This is a genomic window from Prauserella isguenensis, assembly GCF_014191605.1.
Taxonomy (GTDB): Bacteria; Actinomycetota; Actinomycetes; order Mycobacteriales; family Pseudonocardiaceae; genus Prauserella; species Prauserella isguenensis.
Genome location: NZ_JACHWU010000001.1, coordinates 415,248 through 432,614 on the forward strand (window position 1 = coordinate 415,248; position 17,367 = coordinate 432,614).

The following is a 17,367-nucleotide window of genomic DNA, read 5'->3' on the forward strand; positions in this document are numbered from 1 at the left end:
CGGTTCGACGGTTCGACGGTTCGACGGCATCAGGCTAGCCGTCCTTTCGCCGGCGGGACCGTGGTTTCAGCGTGAACCGGCTCGCAGCCGCATCCGCGTGACGTGAACCGGCTCACCGGAGGCGGGCCTGCTCCCGCGATTCGGGCGCAAGCCCTCGTCGCGCCGGTACCGTGGGACGCGTGCAGGTTCGCGAGTTCACCGATGCCGACTGGGACGCCGTGTGGCCGATCGTCCAGGAGGTCATCAAGGCAGAGGACACGTACGCCGTCGAGCCCGACCTGACGCCCGAGCAGGCGTACGAGTTCTGGGTGGCGGGGCAGCACACGGTCGTCGCGGTCGACGACACGGGCATTCTCGGCACCGCGCACATGAGTCCGGTCCGCCCGGCACGCGGCAGCCACATCGTGAACGCGAGTTTCATGGTGTCGAGCGCCGCGCGGGGCAAGGGTGTCGGCGAAACGCTGGTGCGCTACGCGCTCGACCGTGCCCGAGCGGACGGTTACGCGGGGATGCAGTTCAACGCGGTCGTCGAGACGAACACGTCGGCGGTGAAGCTGTACGAGCGGCTGGGGTTCCGCATCATCGGCACGGTCCCCGGTGCGTTCGACCACCCGATTCACGGCCGCGTGGGGCTGCACATCATGTACATCGACCTCTGATCGAGGCGACCCGGCCCACGGGCGGCCCAGTCACGCCGTGAAGGCGCGCTGCGCGAACCGCTGTCCGATGCGGCGGTGGGACTCGTCGTCGGGGTGGAGTGCGTCCGGCAGCGGGAGTTCGTCGTGGTCGGCGGGGCCGTACAGGTCCAGACCGTCCACATAGAACAGATTCGGGTCGTGAGTGGACCGTTGCTCGACGATCCGACGCAGCGCGTCGCGGATGACCGTCAACGTCAGCCGTCCCGCCTTCGCCTCGGCCGGGTCTCCGGTGGCCGTGAACCGGATCCGGCCCTCGCGCAGGGCCTCGACGTCGAACGTGCCGGGCCCCGGAGTGTCCTCGTGGATCGGGCAGTACAGCGGCGAGACGACCGACAGCGGGGTCGTCGGATGGCCTTCGCGGATCGTGTCGAGGAAGCCGTGCACAGCCGGGGTGAACGTCCGCGTGCGCATGGTGTCCCCGTTGACGATGTTGATGCCGATCTCGAGACTGAGCGCGTCCGCGGGCGTGTCGCGGAAGATGCGGGCGACGAACGGGTCGAGCATCATGGCGCCGCTGTAACCGAGGTTGAGCAGGTCGACGTCGGCGGACGCGGCGGCGACCGCGGGCCACGTGGCGGAGGCGCTCGCGGCGTTGGATCCCTGACTGATCGAGCTGCCGTGATGCAGCCACACGCGGCGGCCCGTGCGCGGCACCGGCGCGACGGGGGCGTCGGCACGCAGGTCGACGAGCTCGGCCTGTTCGTTGTGCGGCAGCCAGAGCTCGACGTCCTTTTCGCCTGCGGGCAGGTCGGTGAACGTGAGCGTGGCGGCGGGTCCGCGTTCGACGTGAGACTCGCCTGTCGACATGTCGATATGAATGGCGTCGCCGCCGGTCGCGGTGGCCTGCGCGGCGAGCTTGCCGTCGATGAGCAAGTCGTACACCCCGTCAGGACGGGGCGGCACGCCGCGGTAGAGCTTGCGGGTACGGACGACGTCGAGTTCGACCGTCGTCGCTGCGGTACGCAGCGCGAGGCGCACGCCCGCGGGCTGCGCCTCCGCCATGGCCAACTGCGCACCCTCGGCCTGCCCGCCGAAGCACTGCGCACGCGCCCACGCGGGCAGACGGTGCGGCAACACGCCGCGATCGGTGCGTTCGAGCTCGAGGGCACCGACGAGGAGTTCGTCGGTGATGGGACTGCTGGCCGGTCCGGACGTCATACCCGCACCCTGCCACGCACGAACCGCCCTGCGCACACGGTTTTACGACCGCCGCAGGGTGGTGGAGTCCGGGTCGCATCCGGACTCCACCACCGCGCATCGCCGCGTCGGCGGTTCAGCCGACGAGGGCGCGCCAGGTCAGTGGGCCGCACACGCCGTCGACGACGAGCCGGTTGACGTCCTGGAAGGAGCGGATCGCCGACACCGTCACCGATCCGCAGTCGCCGTCGATGAGCAGGCCGGCACTGCGGATGTTGAGTGCCGTCTGGGCAGCCTTCACGTGGTTGCCGTTGCGACCGGAACGGACCGTGGCCACGAGCTCCGGCCAGGTCTTCGGGCCGACCTGACCGTCGGCGTACAGGCCCCGCGACGACTGGAACGACTTCACGGCGGAGACGGACACGGGGCCGTAGTCGCCGTCGATCACCAGGTTCGTGCCGCGATAGCGCATCAGATACTGGATCGCCTCGACGACCTCGCCGGACGCACCGGGGTCGATGGACGACCAGCCGCCGCCGAGGTCCACACCACGGGCCCGCATGAACGAGACCGGGTCGACGATGCCGTTCAACCCACCGGTGTGGGTTTCGAAGTGCAGGTGGGGACCGGTGACGTTGCCGGTCGTTCCCATGTCGCCGATCCACTCACCGGCCGACACCCGGGAACCCTCGCTGACGCGGAAACGGCTCAGATGGCCGTAATACGTGTACGTGCTGTTTCCGTGGAACAGGATGATGCCGTTGCCGGTGCGGCCGCCGAGTACACCCCAGCCGACGCGGTAGGCGCGTCCGCCCGCCGCCGCGTAGACGGCCGTGCCCGTCGAGTTGGTGACGTCCTGGCCCGCGTGCGGTACGCCGCCGCGGTCCGCACCGAAGTGGCCGCCGGACGGGAAGTAGCCCAGCGCGGGGTTGCGCCACGCGCCGTTCTTCAGCGACGCCGCCGATGCCGTCCCGGGCGTCCCCAGCAGCCCGAGTGCCAGCGCTCCGGCGCCCATTGCCGTGCCGGACAGCATCGCCCGCCGCGAAAGACCGCGGCGTTCGGCTGCGTCGGTGTCGGGTCTGTCGTCCGGCACTCCACAGTGCTCGCACATGTCGTCGCCCTTTCGTAGCCGGTAACGGTCTTCACGCTACGAATGGGACAACTCGGGCGGAACCTACGAACGTCCGAGACTCCGCGCGAGCGGATGAACAGTGGCTGACCGCCCGTCGGCCGGTTCGTGGTGCCGGCGGTCGGTGCCCGTCGGCGTTACGGCTTGCGGCCGACGGCGGCGGCGATGCAGTGGGCGGCCGACGGCAGCTCGCCCACGCCGGGTCCGTCGGGCCACCAGTCGTCGTTGATGACCAGGCCCGGCTCGATCAGGTCGAGACCTTCGAGCATCTCCAGGATCTCGGTACGCGTGCGCCAGTACCCGCGGCCGGTGCCGCCCGCGCCCCGCATGATCTCCTGCACGCGCATCGCGGTCTCGGTGTGCTCGTTCTCCGGGTCGATGAAGTGCGTGAACGCGACGTAGGAGCCGGACGGCAGTGCGTCGATGTAGGCGCGCATCACGTCGACGGGCGGCATCCCGAACTCGGCGTCGTGGTGGTGCAGCGTCGCGACCTGCAACAGCCCCATCGGCCGGGAGAAGTCGAGGAACTCCCGCACCATCTCGTTGTCGAGCACCTGCTCGGGCCGGAAGATGTCGGCGCCGAGGAACCGCGTGTGCTCGTTCTCCTCGAGGATCGCGCGGCCGTGCGCCAGCACCACCGGGTCGTTGTCGACGTAGACCACCCGTGCCTCGTCGTTGAGCCGTTGCACGACCTCGTGCGTGTTCTCCGCGGTAGGCAGGCCGGAACCGCAGTCGAGGAACTGGTCGAGACCCACCTTGGCCGCGAGGAAGCGCGCGGCGCGAATGAGGAACATCCGGTTGCTGATCGCGATCTGGCGGACCTCCGGCACGGCCTCGTCCATGCGGTGGATCAGCTCACGGTCGACCTCGTAGTTCGTCTTCCCGCCGATGGCGAAGTCGTAGGCACGGGCGATGCTCGGCGTCGTCGTGTCGATGCTCACCACGTTGGACGAGATGGACTCGGACTCGGACTCGGAACGGGAAGCAGACATTCGCATCGACCTCGCTACACGGGCACATCACAACGACGGGGACTCGCGCACGCAGCGTAGCCCAATCGGCGGTGCCGTCGGCAGGGTGTCGTCCCCGAAACGGTGCACACCACCCACGACGACCCGTCTCTCGTCACACCCGGCGGGCTCGGTCAGCCGTAGTGGCCGGGGCGGAGGTCACGTGGCCTCCGCCCCGCGGCTGAGCACCGCGACGAGGAACCCCGAGTCCGGCTCGAACGGGCGGAGGTCCCACGTGTCGAAGGCGTGATCGGTGTGGAACCCCGCAGCGGCGGCGTCGGCGAAGAAGTCGTCGGCGGTGTACCCGCGGTCGGTTCCGAACCCGACCGCGGCGCGTCCGCCCGGCGCCAGCCACTCGTGGAAGCGGCTCAGCACGGCACCGCGCGTGCTCGGCGCCAAGAACGGCATCACGTTGCCCGCACACACGACCAGGTCGAACGGCGTGTCGACGCCCTGGGCCGCGAGGTCGAGTTCGGCGAGGTCGCCGACCACCCACCGGGGCCCGGGGTGGTCTTCCCGGGCGGCGGCGATCAGGACAGGGTCGACGTCCACACCGACGACGTCGTGGCCCGCAGCCGCCAACGCCGCGCCGACCCGCCCGGGACCGCATCCGGCGTCGAGGATGCGTGAGCCGCGTGAGGCCATCGCATCCACCAGCCGCGCCTCACCGGCGAGGTCGTCACCGGCACGCGCGAGGCCACGCATCCGTTCGACGTACCAGTCGGAGTGGCCGGGGTTCTCAGCCACCTTCTGCATCCACAGGCTCGTTTCCACCACGACACCATTGTCCAACCGCGGCACGACCACCCCGGCCGCGACCCGACAGTCACCGCTCGGCGACCGGCGTGCGCGACGCAACGCGGCCGGCGCACCCGCCGGTTCGTCCTCGGCACCAGATCAATCGAGGCCCCACGGATCGTGCTTGGCGAGCTTCAGCAGGTCGGCCAGCTCGCGGCGACTCCGCTGCCGGGATGCGCGGCGGTCGGCGCGAAACCGGTCGGACGCACGGCACAGCGGGCAGCAGCAGGGGCGAGTGCCCGTGTAGCGCAGATCCCAGAAGCAGGAACCCCGGGCGACCGAACCGCCGTTGCCCGCGACGTGCTTGAGGTCTTCCTTCAACGTGCCGGGAAGGTCACACACACCGTCGCGGTGATCGTGGACGGCGACGCCGCGCAACGAGCCGTCCCAGAGGCGGACGCGGAACGGCTGGGTCTTGTCGGTACGGGACATGTGACGCTCCGAGCTCATGCGGCAGCGCCGGTCCCGCGGGAGTGCAGGTGGGCGCTACCGCCGTGATAGCTCGGCGTCACGCGGTCTGCGGTGCATGTTCGGCAGGTTACTGACGCCGGTGGGCTCCCACAACGTGCTCGACGTGAGGCGCCGCCGTTGATGCTGCTGCTGGCCTATACCGGCATGCGCCGGGGCGAGGCTGCTGCTCTCCGCGTTCGGAATGTCGACCTGGCGAACCGGCGGGTGCGGGTCGCCGCCACGCTCGACGAGGTCAACGGCAAGCACGCCGAGGGGCTGCCCAACGGTGGCAAGCGGCGAACGGTGCCGATCCCGGCATCAGTGGCCGATGAGCTCCGCCCACTCGTCGAACACCGCGACCAGGACGCACGCGTGTTCACCACAGCTCGGGGCAACGCACTGCGGAAGAACAACTGGCGCACGCGCGAGTTCCTGCCCGCGGTCGCCGCGGCGAAAATCGATGTGGAGGGCCTGACCCCTCACAAGCTCCGGCACACCGCGGCGTCGCTCTGCATCGCTGCCGGCGCGGACGTGAAGGTGGATCTGCATCGCGCAACGAAAGACCCCCAGGCCTGTGACCTGGGGGTTTCTGCGCGCCTGTAGGGATTCGAACCCCAAACCTTCTGATCCGTAGTGGCGACGTTGGCCTACGCATACCGGGTGACCGGCGGTGTCAGTGGCATCAGTGGCGTCCATCCGGGCATGTTTGGCGCCGTTGTGCACCACTTCGTGGATGGGAGTGTGGATGGCCGTTCCTCCCCCGTCCCCTTCGCCCGTGCCGATGCTTTGCGCCGTGGTGGTCGAGTCAAGGGTGAGCGGAGCTCATCGCGGAGCGACGCCGGAGGCGCCCTTGAGTCGGCCGGCACGGCGTAAGACGGTCTCGGGGCTGAAGGAGGCGGGGTTGCGCGGGAAGCACAGCACAGACCCAGCGGCCGATAGTGCTCGCGCTAGTTCATGTGCGCGTCCACGGCGTATCCACATGTCCAGTCACTCCGACATGTCGGGCACCTATACGTACACTTCAGCCACCCGACATCGTCGCGATCGACCGCATATGGCCATGTCATCTCGCTCTTGTCGCGGCATGTCGGGCAACGATCGGCGTACGGCGCGGTGAGCGTCATGTCGTGGACGGCCTCTAGAAAGCCGCGAAGTGTTGCTCCTCCACCGGCCAGCTCATTCGAGAAGTCCGACAACGCACGTCGAAGTGCATGGTAGCCATCATGAGTCGCTAGCCCTTCGTGGTCGAAGCTGCGAACCAAATCCCTATACGTGCCTTCGCCTGCTTCCATATGTAACCCTCCCGGGATCGAATGACGACGTGACGCTGACCTGATTGGTCAGGCGCAGCCGCCATGTCGGCATAGGCTCTGTCGCCGTTGCACTCGTTAGCAGTTCGTGCCCAGAACGAGTTCGTATAGTTCTCTGCGCCTCAGGGTGTCCGTTCCCACGCGGCGCGCATGTGTTCGCACCAGAGCGGTTGTCCGGCGGCGGTGCGTGGGAAGTTGGCCCAGAACGCACGCGCGACCGGGTCGTCGTTCACGGTGGTCGTTGCCCACGTGTAGCTCGACCCTCGGACCAGGGCGGCCGTGACGGTCGTCCGGGCGAAGCCCCGGCGGCGCTGACTCTGTTCGGTTCTCACGTGCTCGATCAGGCCGCGGCGACAGACGCCGCACAGCGTCACGTCGACTTCGCTCACGATGTCCTGGTCGAGGTAGAGCCGGATCTGGCCGACGCCGCCGGTCGTCGGTGGCGGTTGTGCGATCAGCTTCAGGCCGATGGCTGTCGTGTTGGCTGTGCTGATGGGGGTCTGTTGGCGTGGGTCGATCAGGCACCACTGGTAGCCGCACGATTCGCAGTCGACGCCCGGCTGACGCATCACGGTCCGCCACTGAGGGCGCAGGTCAGAGCTGGAGCACTTCGGGCACGTGTGGGGGTAGTCGTATCGGAGGCTGCCCTTGTCGGTGATCACATGCCGCAGCTCCGGCCTCACCGGTAGCCGCTCGGGCCCGAACTCTCCCCGCATAGACATCGCCGCACCTCCTGAGCGGCGCCGGCCGACCGCTTCCCCCGATCGGCCGGCGCCACCTCATAAGTTAGAACGTACGTTCGATGATCGCAACGCGACGCAGGTCACCAGCCGACCGACCTGACCGGGTGGGCGACTTGGACCAGGACAGGCCCCGGCGCCTGTACCTACAGGTGAGCCTTGCGAAACGACTTCCCCCCAGTAAACGATCTTAGAAGTTGCACATCAGCTCACCACCCGACCGCGTGGAGGACCGCTCGGTGACCGCCAACGCTGCACTACAGAGGCTGACCAAGGACCAGCTACTGGCCGCCCTCAAGAACGTCCAACGCTCCAACGACATGTTGCCGCCGCGCGAGGATGACAAGGTCGCCGGCCGAATAGCCAATCGGTTCGTCGACGGCATACTAGCTCGAATAGCCGCCAATGATTACGTCTGCGCACCCGCACTCCTCGTGCCAGTACCGAAGCGAGCCTTTACAACACGGCCTGCCGCTGTTGCAACTCTTCGGGATCGCATCATCTACGAAGCACTCGTATGCGCGGCACGTCCCAAAATAAGCCGACACTTGATCTCGTCTGAATCACTAATTTGGCCGCGGGCCGACGAATCGCTACCATCGTGGAACAACTTTGAGCGAGCACCATTAGAAGCAGGCGGAGGATGGGTCGTCTCCGCCGACGTCGCCGGATTCTATGAGTCAGTCGACCACAGCCGCCTTGACGTGGCGCTGGCAGACGCAGGGGTGTCTAGTGACATAAGACAGGCAATTCAAACTCACCTAAGGTCGCTCATGGGAGCGAACCGAGGCCTTCCCCAAGGTGTCGATACATCTGACTCACTGGCCACGCTTTATCTGTCACCTGTTGACAGCTCATTGCGCCGTAGCGATATCAGGTTCTGGCGACACGGCGACGATTACAGGATCGTGACCACAGACTACCCTTCGGCGCTCCAGGCAATATTTGAATTAGAGCAAGCACTCAGAAGGAACAGTCTTCTACTAAACTCAGGAAAGCTCAAGATAGAAAAGCTGGGCCAGTACAGTATAGCTTTACAAGACGTGGACCTAACCACGGAAAAATTCCGTGAAAAAATGCGCAAAGCTCGCGAGCAGGCACTGCACGAATCCACGGGAGAAGAATTAGCAAAGGCCGCCGAGGATGCCGGACTGGATGACGACATGCAGTGGCGCTTTTTCTACCATCAGACGATGGCGAAGGATGAATTCTTGGAGGCGCTTGCACCGTCGCTCACACCCAAGCCGGTTGAGATTGTCACCGAGATGTTCAAGGACCTAGTTGATAGGCGTCCAAAGGAGAAGCTGCCACAAAACCTAGCCCACGCAAGACTAGTTTTTTGCCTTAGGAGACTGGCGCAAGCAAAGTCCCGAGACGCACTCCCATGGATCGGCGAACTGCTCATCAGACGACCCGACGATACACAAGACCTGGCCAATTACCTACTCGCGCTCGTCGACTCTGAACCTGATCAGGTAGTCAGGGCATGCCAGTTCGCGCTAACAAACAAGAAACATCTCCTAGACTGGGAACGTGCCTGGATATTTCGGGTCCTCAGTAGGGCACCCGAGCGTGTTCATAAGGCGATCATATCGACAGCTCAGGACATAGCGGTATCTGATACATACGGCTGGCTTTCTCGTATCGAAGCGTTGCGACTTCTAGCACGACGTGGTCGGTTGGATAAAAACATCACCTTGAGAGTTGCGCGACAAGTTCCTGAAAGTTTTCAAGGGGATTTCGTTGGCATCGTAGCCATGGCCGAGCACGCTGGCAACTGGGCAGCATTTTACCTGGATGGTGCAAAACAGGATGCTTTACAGGCCGTGGTGATCGACGGTGTACGCGCTCAGCGTCAACGTGCTTGACGGACGCTGCGAGACCGGCCACGTAGCTTTTGGTGGTAAGTGCATTAGCATCGCAAACGAACGGGCCGGTTATCCGCCGGCCCGTTTCTTTCAGATCGCGTCAGTGGCCGCACTTGCAGCAGATCCATTTGCCGTTGACGTAGTGCTTGTAGCAGCCTTCGCGGCACATGCTGGTCACCTCCTTTCTGGGGTGCGTGGGCGTTGGGGTCAGTCGCCGGCGACGTAGTCGAGGAAGTCCTCGAGGTGTTCGACGGCGTCGAGTAGGCCGCGGCTGTGGGCGGTGAGTACGCGCCGGCCGTGCTCGTCGGTCTCCTCGGTCAGGCCGCCGCGGAGTCCGTTCGCGAAGCGCAAAACGAGGTCGGCGCGGATGCTGTGTTGGCGGGCTTCGGCGTCCACGAGTGGGCGCAGGTGGGCGCGTTCCCATTCGGTGAGGGCGAGCTCTTCGCCGCGTGGGCCGGCCGGGTAGCGGTTGCCTCGCCAGCCGCAGTCGCAGGCGGCCTGGTGGCACTCGTAGGCGGTTTCGTCGGCGAGCCAGTGGTCGGAGTGGGTGTTGTCGGCGAGGATTTGTGCGGCGTAGCCCTCGTGGTAGCCGATTCGGTGGGCGTAGGGGCCTTCGTAGATCTGTCCCATGTGGGTTCCTTCCTCCGGTTGTTGGTCAGTCGGCCGGGTCTTGGGGCTGCGGGGCAGGCCCGGTGGTTTTCGGGGCCTGCCCGCAGGCGAGCGCAACCACGGCGCCGGAGGCTCGCCAGCAAGGAGCAAGGGCAGAAGATCTTGGGCGCGCGCTTTTTGCGGCCAAGATGTTGTGCCCGCCTTGCTGGTGAGGTGGCGTCGTGGTATCGGAACTTGTGCCGCGGCAGTCGGGGTGAGTGGCTACGTTTGTCGCGTCCCGGGAAGGGCAGCGCCGCAGGCGCAACTGGGGTTCTGGGCCGTGCGGCCTTGAGCTCGTGCCGCAGCGCAGGCCTACTGCGCGTTGTCTGTGTGGCCGCTGCGGACTGTCGGTGGGGCGTGCGAGTCTCGATGGCATGGAGGTCACCGAGGCTGACGTGCAGCGGATTCCGCCGCAGAATGTGCGGGTTCCGCTGGATGAGTTCGCCCGGGTGTGGGTCGAGGCCGGCCATCGCGCGGCGGCGGACCGGGATTGGTACGCCTCCGGGGTGTCGATGACGTGTCGCTGGATGGCGCACGGCTCGATCGAGCTCAACGGCCGTCGCCTGCCGGCCTCGGCTCCAGTGACCCGTCGCAAGGACCGGGCTTATGAAGAGCTGATCGAGGCTGAGGTGTTGGCGGCGGAGAAGCTGGCGTTGCAGCGGCCGGTGCCGGCCTGGCTGGCCGAACGGCCGGGCTGGTGCGAGGCGGTGTGCGCGACGCTGCGTTGGGCGTGGCGTCGCAGCGGCCCGCCGCCGCTCCAGGTCGTGGCAGCCCCTTAGTGCAATCCGGCCTCTAGATCTCCGAAGATCCACCTCTTGTGCCTGAGTGCTGCTTGCCTGCTCAGCCGCGCCTCTGTCGGTAACCTATTCAGAAGGTGGACAAAGGAGACTGCCATGGGTTTCGGCATCCGCATCGCACCTGGTGTCCGGATCAGCGCCTCGTCTCGTGGAGTCCGAGCCGGCTTAGGTCCTCGTGCAGCCCGAGTACATGTCGGTGGCGGGCGGACAGGCCTTTCGAGTGGTGTCGGCCCGGTCACCTACTACACCGGCGCTGGGGCAAAGCGATCGCGCCGGTCTAGGGCAGGTCCGCCCCACTCGTCAGTGGCCAAGCTTGAACAGCAAGCTCGCGAGGCACAGCGTGAGGCTCGCATGGCCGACGTCGCGGCCATAGAAGAAGCGCTGACGACCCAACATCTTGAAGAGTTCGCTCCCGCAGCTCCACCACAAGCGGCCGATGTCGCTGTACCCAGCGTGAGGGCCACTGCACGACGTCTCCGCCGTGAAGCTGTACAGGGCTTGCCACGGTGGCGGGTTGGGGAACGCCGAAAGGCGAAGAGGGCCGCCAAGGCATCCGCACCTGACGTGGCCGCCGCTGCGCGCGAAGAGGCGCTCGAAGAACAGCGTCGCGCCCAGGCTGCTGCCGATGCTGAATGGGACGCCCTACTGAACAACGACTCGGAAATGATTATGGCCGTTCTGGAAGCGGCGTTCGAAGACAACTCCTCTCCGGCTGCACCGATCGATTGCCGAGCCGATTCGGCCACAGTCGTAATCGTCATCGGATCCGCCAATGTGGTTCCTGACCAGCAGTTGGCGACCACTCCCTCCGGCGAGCCAACCCTCCGTAAGAGGACTAAGACAGAGCGCAACAGCGTGTATATGAACTTCCTCGGTTCAACTGTGCTGGCCACCGTGAAGGAGGCGTTTGCAGTAGCGCCAGGGCTGTACACCATCGAGGTCCTCGTCGTACGTAAGGACGAGGATGCGTCAAGCCCAGATGACTACATCGCGGCGATATACGCCGCCCACTTCCACCGGGACCGGGTTAACGATATTCCTTGGGATCGTGTGGATCTTGTGCATGAACTCATGACCGCGGACGACGCCCTTCTTCGCCGTCGGGGCCAGGCAGGAACGGTCGCGCCTTTGGGGCTGGAGCACGAACCCGAACTGGCCGACGTCGTACGCCGGATTCGAGATTCGCTCCATAACTAGCCAGAGATCGCGTTCCGTTCCTATCGCCCCAGGGTCCTTACCGGGTGCCGATCTCGGCGACGTCGTCGGGGGCCGCTTCGGCGGCTTCGGCCTGTTCCTCGACCTGCCAACGCGCGAGCTGCGCCGCGTGGGCTTCCTCGGCCTCGCGGGCCTGGTCGGCGGCCTGACGCTGCGCGATCTCGGCCAGCGCGCGCTGGGCACGGTCGACGGTGTCGGCGGTCTCGTCGGCCGAGGGCACCCGCACGGCGTCCTCATCGGCCTGCGCCGCCTCGTCGGCAACCTGGTCGCGCACGTCCTCGAGGCCGGTCTCGACCACCGTCTCGACCTGCTCGGACTCCGCCGGCGGCTCCACGTCGGCGGCAAGCTCGTCCCCCGCTACCTGCTGCGCGTCGGCGGCGATTTCGGTGCCGGCGGCCTGGTCGGCGTTGCGTTCGGCGGCGACGTCGGCGAGGTCGTGCTCGGCGGTGATCTCGCGGTGAGGGTCCTCGGCGGCCTCGGCCTCGGCGTGTGCCTGGAGCCATTCGGCGGCCGTGACTGTCTCCTCGATGGCCGGCTCGTCGGCGTGCCGGGCGGACAGTTCCGCGGCGGCACGGTCGGCGGCCGCGCGGGTGGCGGCGGTGTGGGCGAGCCACTTTCCGCGGGCCTTCTCGGCTGTGTCGAGCTCGGCCGTGCGGGCCTCGAGCGTCTCGGCCAGCGCGGCGGCCTCGTCGGCCTCACGGCGCACCCGCTCCCGATCGGCCTCGTCCGTGGCGGCGTCCGCTTCGGCGGCCCACAGGGCGGCGGTGTGGCGGTGCTGCTCGGCGGTCTCGCGGATGCCGGCGAGCTCGTTGGCCACGTAGCGCGGCGCCCACGCGTTTTCCCGTTCGGCGGCGCGCACGCGCATGCGTAGCTGGCCGTCGCTCATCTCGAGCTCGTCACGGTCGGCCTCGGGCCGGCCGAGCACACGCCAGGCCGAACGCCACGAGGCGTAGGCCTCGACCTGGCCGGCCTTCGGCGGCGTGCCCAGCGCTTCGGCCGGGTCGTCGTGGCCGGTGAGCTCGCGGTGGGCGGCGACGGTGCCGACGTTGCGGACCCATTCGGCCGCCTGCTCGGGGTCGTCGGGGCAGGGCCCGAACGTCTCGAGGGCCCACGGCTCGGGCTCGGCGGCCTGCTGCCGGCCGAGTTCGAGTTGGCGCTGGTCGGCCGTGGCCGCCAGCGAGGCGAGGTAGGTCTGCCACTCCGGGTCGGCGACCTGCGGCACGCGCTCGGCGTAGCTGTCGGTGGTCGGGTCGAGCCGGCGCAGGGTGGTGATGCGGTGGCGCAGCACCGAGGTCAGCTGCCGCGCGCCGTCGAGGCTGTCCTCGACCACCGCCGCCCGCAGCACGTGCTGCGGGTCGTGGCCGGCCAGCTCGGCCCGGCGCAGCACCTTCGACAGGTCCGCGGCGCCGTCCTCGGCGGCCAGTTGGGCCCGCTGCTCGGCCGACAGCACACCGTCGGCGGCGAGCTGGTCGAGCCAACCGGCGGTGCGGCCGGCCGTGGCGAGCTCGACGGCGTCGGCGAACAACTCGGCCGGCGTGCGCACGGACTCGACGTCCTGGGCGGATTCGGTGGCCGTGGCCAGCGCCGACCGTGTGGGGTCGGCTCCTTCGAGGGTCGAGGCGAGCACGGCGGCCGGGTTGCGGTGCAACGCCTCGGCCGTCTCCCCCGTCGCCGCGTCTTCGGCGACGGCGCGGGTGACGACGTGGGCGGTGTTGCCCTCACGGCCCCGTGAGAGGCCCACGTAGAGCGCTTCCGGGCCGGTGCGGCCGGTGACGACGATGTGGCTGGTGTCGACGGTCATGCCCTGGGCCGCGTGGACGGTCGAGGCGTAGCCGAGCGCCACGTGCTCGGCCACGTAGTCGGCGGGCAGGGTCATGCGGTCGCCGAGCTGTTCGCCCTCGGCGCCGCGGCCGACGATCGGGGCGACGACGAGGTGTCCGTCGTCGCCGGCCTCGAGCACGCGGTATTGCTCGCGGTTGATCGGGCCGCGCCGGTTGCCCTGGTAGCCGGCGAGTTCCCAGCCGTTGAGGCGTGCCTGCACCAGATCGCCGACACCGGCGTAGGTGCCTTGCAGTCCGAGCGGCACCCCGGTTTCGGAGACCTGGCCGAGGCGGACGAGTTCGGCGCGCAGCTGCGACGACAGTTCGGCGGCCTGCTCGTTGGTGTCGACCACCAGCACCGAGTGTTTGCCGGCCAGGGTGTCGCCGAGCCAGGCGCGGGTGGCGGCCTGTTCGGTCTGCTCGATCGCTCCGCCGTCGCGCAGCCGGCCGTGGCGGTGGTAGGTGTCGAGCACGGTTTCGTCGCCGGCGCGCAGCCGCAGCGAGGCCTCGCGTTCCCACTCGCCGGTGAACCGGCGAGCGTCGACGAGCTCGTAGGACGCGCCGCGGGCGGCGACCAGGTCCATGCCGCCGCCGGCGCCGACCGCGGCGAGCTGCTTGTGGTCGCCGACCAACAGCAGTTTCGCCCCGGCCGCGGCGACGTGGCCGTGGATGGCCGACAGGTCGGCGGTGTCGGTCATCGCCGACTCGTCGACGACCACCACGTCGCCGGCGTGCAGGCGCCACTGCTGGTCGTCGGCGGCGGCGCTGCCGCCGGCGAGGCGTTCCTGCGTGGCCAGCCAGCGCGCGACGTTGCGTGCGGCGACGCCTTCGCCGGCCAGCACGTCGGTTGCCCGTTGGCTCGTGGCCAGGCCGACGACCTTCCGCGCCGTCGCATCGCCCCACATCTGCGGGTCCTGCCAGGCCTTCGCCACGGTGCCGACCACGAAGGACTTGCCCGTGCCGGCCGGTCCGATCAGCGACTCGACTTGCGAGCCCGAGGTGAGCACGCCGCGCACGGCCGCGGCCTGGTCCGCGCCGAGCTCGATACCGCTCTCGCGGAGCTGCTGCAGGAACCGCTGCGCGCCGGCGTCGGTCATCGCCGCGCCCGCGTTCTCGGCCGTGGCGGCGGCCAGGGCGCGTTCGGTGTGGACGTGGTCCGGCGTGGCGTACAGCCGTCCGGCCGGGGCGTCGTAGGCCGAGCGTCCATCGGCCAGCCGCAGCTCGCCGGGCAGGGCCGCGTCGCCCGGACGCTGGGCCTCCAGCGCGACCGCGGCCTCGAGCGCGGTGTCGGTGAGGCTGTCCAACAGCCGCGCCACGTCGGCGCCGTCGGCGAGGCCGACGTGGTCGGGCAGCGCGTCACTGATCGCGCGGGTCAAATCGGCGCGGGTCCAGGCGGCCTTGCGCGCCTGCACGTCCGCGAGGGCGGTCTCGACCACCGCCCGCGGCGACCACTCCGCCGCTGCGGGCTGCTGCCGGCCGGTGGCCAGCACCCCGTCGGCAACCCCGGCCAGGCCGCCGGCGACCTCGGCGCGCAGCTGCCGGTCCCACCGGTCCAGGCGCTCCTCGATCGTCTCACCGTCGTGGCTCTTGGCGCTGCGGGTGGCGAACGCGGCTTGGCGCTGCAGCCGGTCCAGCTCGAGCGAGGTCGGCTTGCGGTCGAACTTCGTCTCGAACGCCTCGACCAGCTCGCGCGTGCGCTCGGTGATCGCCCGCCGCCTGTTGGAGAACAGCTCCATCACATCCGGCGCGATCCCGACGACCTCGCGGGACTTGCCGTCCGGCCGGGCCGCGAACGCCACGCCGAGTGCGCGGGTCAGGTGCTCCTCGGTGGTGCGCTCGCCCACCGCCGAGGCCGCACCGCGGAACTTGTGGATGGCCTTCGAATCGAGGGTGCGCCACTTACCGTCGGCGCCCTGGACGCGGTTCAGGATCGCGTTGTGGATGTGCAGCTGCGGGTCGTGGTCGCGGTTGTCGTGCTGAAAGAAGCTCGCCACGGTCCAGTCGTGCGCGTCGATGTAGCGGCCGGCCGCCCCGCCGTGGTGGCCGATGCGCGAGTAGCCGGCGTGCTCGGACAGGTAATCCAGCGCCGCGCGGTTTCCCGCCCAGATCGCATCCTCGACGGCGCGGCGGTGCGTCGCCCACGCCTCGGCACCGGTCTCGTCCCCGGCGGTGCGGGCGGCGACCTCCTGGGCCTCGAACGCCGTGTGCAACACAGTGATCGACTTCTGGACGCTGAACGTCGCATCCAGGAACGCCACGTTCCGCTGCGCCCGCTTGCCCGCGTCGAGTCGGAGTTCGGCGCGGCGTTCAGGACCGGCGTCCGGCTCGCGTTCCAGCGCCTCGGCGTAGAGCTGGTCCTCCGTACGGTATTTCCGTCCGGTGTGGCCCAGAGTGGACGCCTCGTCCCACTGCTGTGGCGTCCTGAACACCTCGTCCCGCGGGTCGAGGAACCGCTCGTACAGCGCGGTCATGTCCTGGCTGTCCACCAGGCCCTGCAGACCCAGGGCCTCGGCACCGGCGCCGTACCAGCGGCCCGGCGGCTCCCCCGCGGCCACGGCGCCGGTGTAGTAGTTCTCCCGGCCCGTGGCCACCGCGCCCAACAAGTACTCCGCGCTGTGTCCCGTCGAGATCGTCAGCACCGCGACCACCCCGCAACCGGGCCGGAATCGGCCCCGCGGCGGCGCGCAGCGCCCGCCGCGGCCTCCGCGCAGGACCGCAGGTCCGCGCCCCCACGGATCGTGATGCCTAGGTGTGTTCCCTTCTTCTTCTCTTCTCCCTTCTCAAAAACATCAGCTCCTCCTGACTCCAACTCGATCGCTACTACTTCGCTGATCACTGGGGAGGCTCGAAGGCTCGTCGTGCTCATCACTGGGCTTCCTGCACGTCGTTGGTGGTGACCAAATGCAGCTCGGTCGGCCTCTCGCGGAGGGCTTTGAGGACTTCGCCTGCGGTGCCTCGGGACACTCCCGCCGTCTCGGCAAGACGGCTCACGGTCGGCAGCGCGCCATGCGTGTCCGAGTACTGGACGGCCGCCGCGTGGGCGCGCTCGCGCTGCGAACCGCCGGACGGCCGCGCCCCCACCGGCCCGGAAACCGGCCGCGCCTGGACGGGTTCGGACGGCGCGGCATCCACCGGTTCCGTACAGCCGACCGGCTGGACAGGCTCCGACTGAACGGACGCGGGACCGGACGGCTCCGGCCGGACGGCCGGAAGCTGCACCGTCGGACGCTCGTCCCCCGCCGGCGTCGCCTCCTCCGACGGCCGGACGGCCGGCGCGGTGCTGTCCGCCTTGTCGGTAACCGGCGCCGGACGCTCGGCTGGGGCAGTCGTCTCGGCCTCCGGGGTCTCCGCTTCGGCTGATGCGTCGTTTCCGGTGTCCTCGGCGCGGTCGGCGTGAGCGATCAGGAACAGCAGGTGCGCCGCGATCGCCGCGGCCACAGCCGGCCACGCGCCGATCCCGAACCGCAGCTCCGGCGACGTGGTGTGCACCCCGCCGGCGAGGTAGGCCGCCTGGGCTAGGCCCGACACGCCGGCGGCGAGCACGACCACGAACCAGGCGTAGCGGCGAGCGTGGGCGGCCAGCGCGATCGTCGCGAGGTAGGCCACCAGCGCGAGCCCGTCGGTGATCACCGGGTACACCCAGGCGATCCCGGCCGGCACATGCGCGGCCACCGTGACCTCGAACAGGCCGTGCGCCGTGGCCGCCGCCGCGCCCAGCGCGACCAGCAACCCGGGGATCCACAATGC

The 17,367-nt window shown here is 68.6% G+C and carries 14 protein-coding genes; 5 read left to right on the top strand and 9 right to left on the bottom strand.

Annotated elements, in window-relative coordinates; all coding sequences use genetic code 11:
- Window positions 1-179: 179 nt before the first annotated feature.
- Window positions 180-659, top strand: coding sequence for a GNAT family N-acetyltransferase (locus FHS23_RS01960; RefSeq protein WP_183646765.1), 480 nt, complete (start codon window positions 180-182; stop codon window positions 657-659).
- Window positions 660-689: 30 nt separating this feature from the next.
- On the opposite strand, the gene FHS23_RS01965 is transcribed toward FHS23_RS01960, so the two are convergent.
- The 5 genes from FHS23_RS01965 to FHS23_RS01985 all read right to left on the bottom strand — a co-directional run bounded on the left by FHS23_RS01965 (window position 690) and on the right by FHS23_RS01985 (window position 5,204).
- A complete protein-coding gene (locus FHS23_RS01965; protein WP_183646768.1) occupies window positions 690-1,856 on the bottom strand; it encodes an SGNH/GDSL hydrolase family protein in 1,167 nt (388 codons plus the stop codon).
- A gap of 115 nt (window positions 1,857-1,971) precedes the next feature.
- Entirely contained in the window at window positions 1,972-2,928 is a 957-nt protein-coding gene (locus FHS23_RS01970; protein ID WP_343053578.1) for a peptidoglycan DD-metalloendopeptidase family protein, read from the bottom strand.
- Window positions 2,929-3,101: 173 nt separating this feature from the next.
- Window positions 3,102-3,956 carry an SAM-dependent methyltransferase gene (locus FHS23_RS01975; RefSeq protein ID WP_183646773.1) on the bottom strand — a complete coding sequence of 285 codons (855 nt, stop codon included), beginning with the start codon at window positions 3,954-3,956 and terminating at the stop codon, window positions 3,102-3,104.
- Between the two features lie 177 nt (window positions 3,957-4,133).
- Window positions 4,134-4,751, bottom strand: a complete 618-nt coding sequence (locus tag FHS23_RS01980) for a methyltransferase domain-containing protein (RefSeq protein ID WP_183646776.1) — start codon at window positions 4,749-4,751, stop codon at window positions 4,134-4,136.
- Window positions 4,752-4,871: 120 nt separating this feature from the next.
- A complete protein-coding gene (locus tag FHS23_RS01985; protein WP_183646779.1) occupies window positions 4,872-5,204 on the bottom strand; it encodes a hypothetical protein in 333 nt (110 codons plus the stop codon).
- A 159-nt stretch (window positions 5,205-5,363) separates the two neighbouring features.
- On the opposite strand from FHS23_RS01985, the gene FHS23_RS01990 reads away from it, so the two are divergent.
- Window positions 5,364-5,825, top strand: coding sequence for a tyrosine-type recombinase/integrase (locus tag FHS23_RS01990; RefSeq protein ID WP_183646782.1), 462 nt, complete (start codon window positions 5,364-5,366; stop codon window positions 5,823-5,825).
- 829 nt (window positions 5,826-6,654) lie between these two features.
- On the opposite strand, the gene FHS23_RS01995 is transcribed toward FHS23_RS01990, so the two are convergent.
- Window positions 6,655-7,194 carry a hypothetical protein gene (locus FHS23_RS01995; protein ID WP_183646785.1) on the bottom strand — a complete coding sequence of 180 codons (540 nt, stop codon included), beginning with the start codon at window positions 7,192-7,194 and terminating at the stop codon, window positions 6,655-6,657.
- Between the two features lie 317 nt (window positions 7,195-7,511).
- Between FHS23_RS01995 and FHS23_RS02000 the strand changes: the two genes are divergently transcribed.
- Window positions 7,512-9,140 carry a reverse transcriptase domain-containing protein gene (locus FHS23_RS02000; protein ID WP_183646788.1) on the top strand — a complete coding sequence of 543 codons (1,629 nt, stop codon included), beginning with the start codon at window positions 7,512-7,514 and terminating at the stop codon, window positions 9,138-9,140.
- Window positions 9,141-9,347: 207 nt separating this feature from the next.
- Here the strand turns inward: FHS23_RS02000 and FHS23_RS02005 are convergent, their stop codons facing one another.
- The gene (locus FHS23_RS02005; protein WP_183646791.1) at window positions 9,348-9,770 is read right to left on the bottom strand and encodes a hypothetical protein; all 423 of its coding nucleotides are present in this window, start codon (window positions 9,768-9,770) and stop codon (window positions 9,348-9,350) included.
- 392 nt (window positions 9,771-10,162) lie between these two features.
- Between FHS23_RS02005 and FHS23_RS02010 the strand changes: the two genes are divergently transcribed.
- Both FHS23_RS02010 and FHS23_RS02015 read left to right on the top strand, forming a co-directional pair.
- Window positions 10,163-10,567 carry a hypothetical protein gene (locus FHS23_RS02010; RefSeq protein WP_183646794.1) on the top strand — a complete coding sequence of 135 codons (405 nt, stop codon included), beginning with the start codon at window positions 10,163-10,165 and terminating at the stop codon, window positions 10,565-10,567.
- 369 nt (window positions 10,568-10,936) lie between these two features.
- Window positions 10,937-11,782 carry a hypothetical protein gene (locus FHS23_RS02015; protein WP_183646797.1) on the top strand — a complete coding sequence of 282 codons (846 nt, stop codon included), beginning with the start codon at window positions 10,937-10,939 and terminating at the stop codon, window positions 11,780-11,782.
- 37 nt (window positions 11,783-11,819) lie between these two features.
- On the opposite strand, the gene mobF is transcribed toward FHS23_RS02015, so the two are convergent.
- Entirely contained in the window at window positions 11,820-16,259 is a 4,440-nt protein-coding gene (mobF, locus tag FHS23_RS02020) for a MobF family relaxase (protein WP_343053580.1), read from the bottom strand.
- A gap of 226 nt (window positions 16,260-16,485) precedes the next feature.
- Window positions 16,486-17,349 carry a hypothetical protein gene (locus FHS23_RS02025; protein WP_183646816.1) on the bottom strand — a complete coding sequence of 288 codons (864 nt, stop codon included), beginning with the start codon at window positions 17,347-17,349 and terminating at the stop codon, window positions 16,486-16,488.
- Window positions 17,350-17,367 lie beyond the last annotated feature (18 nt).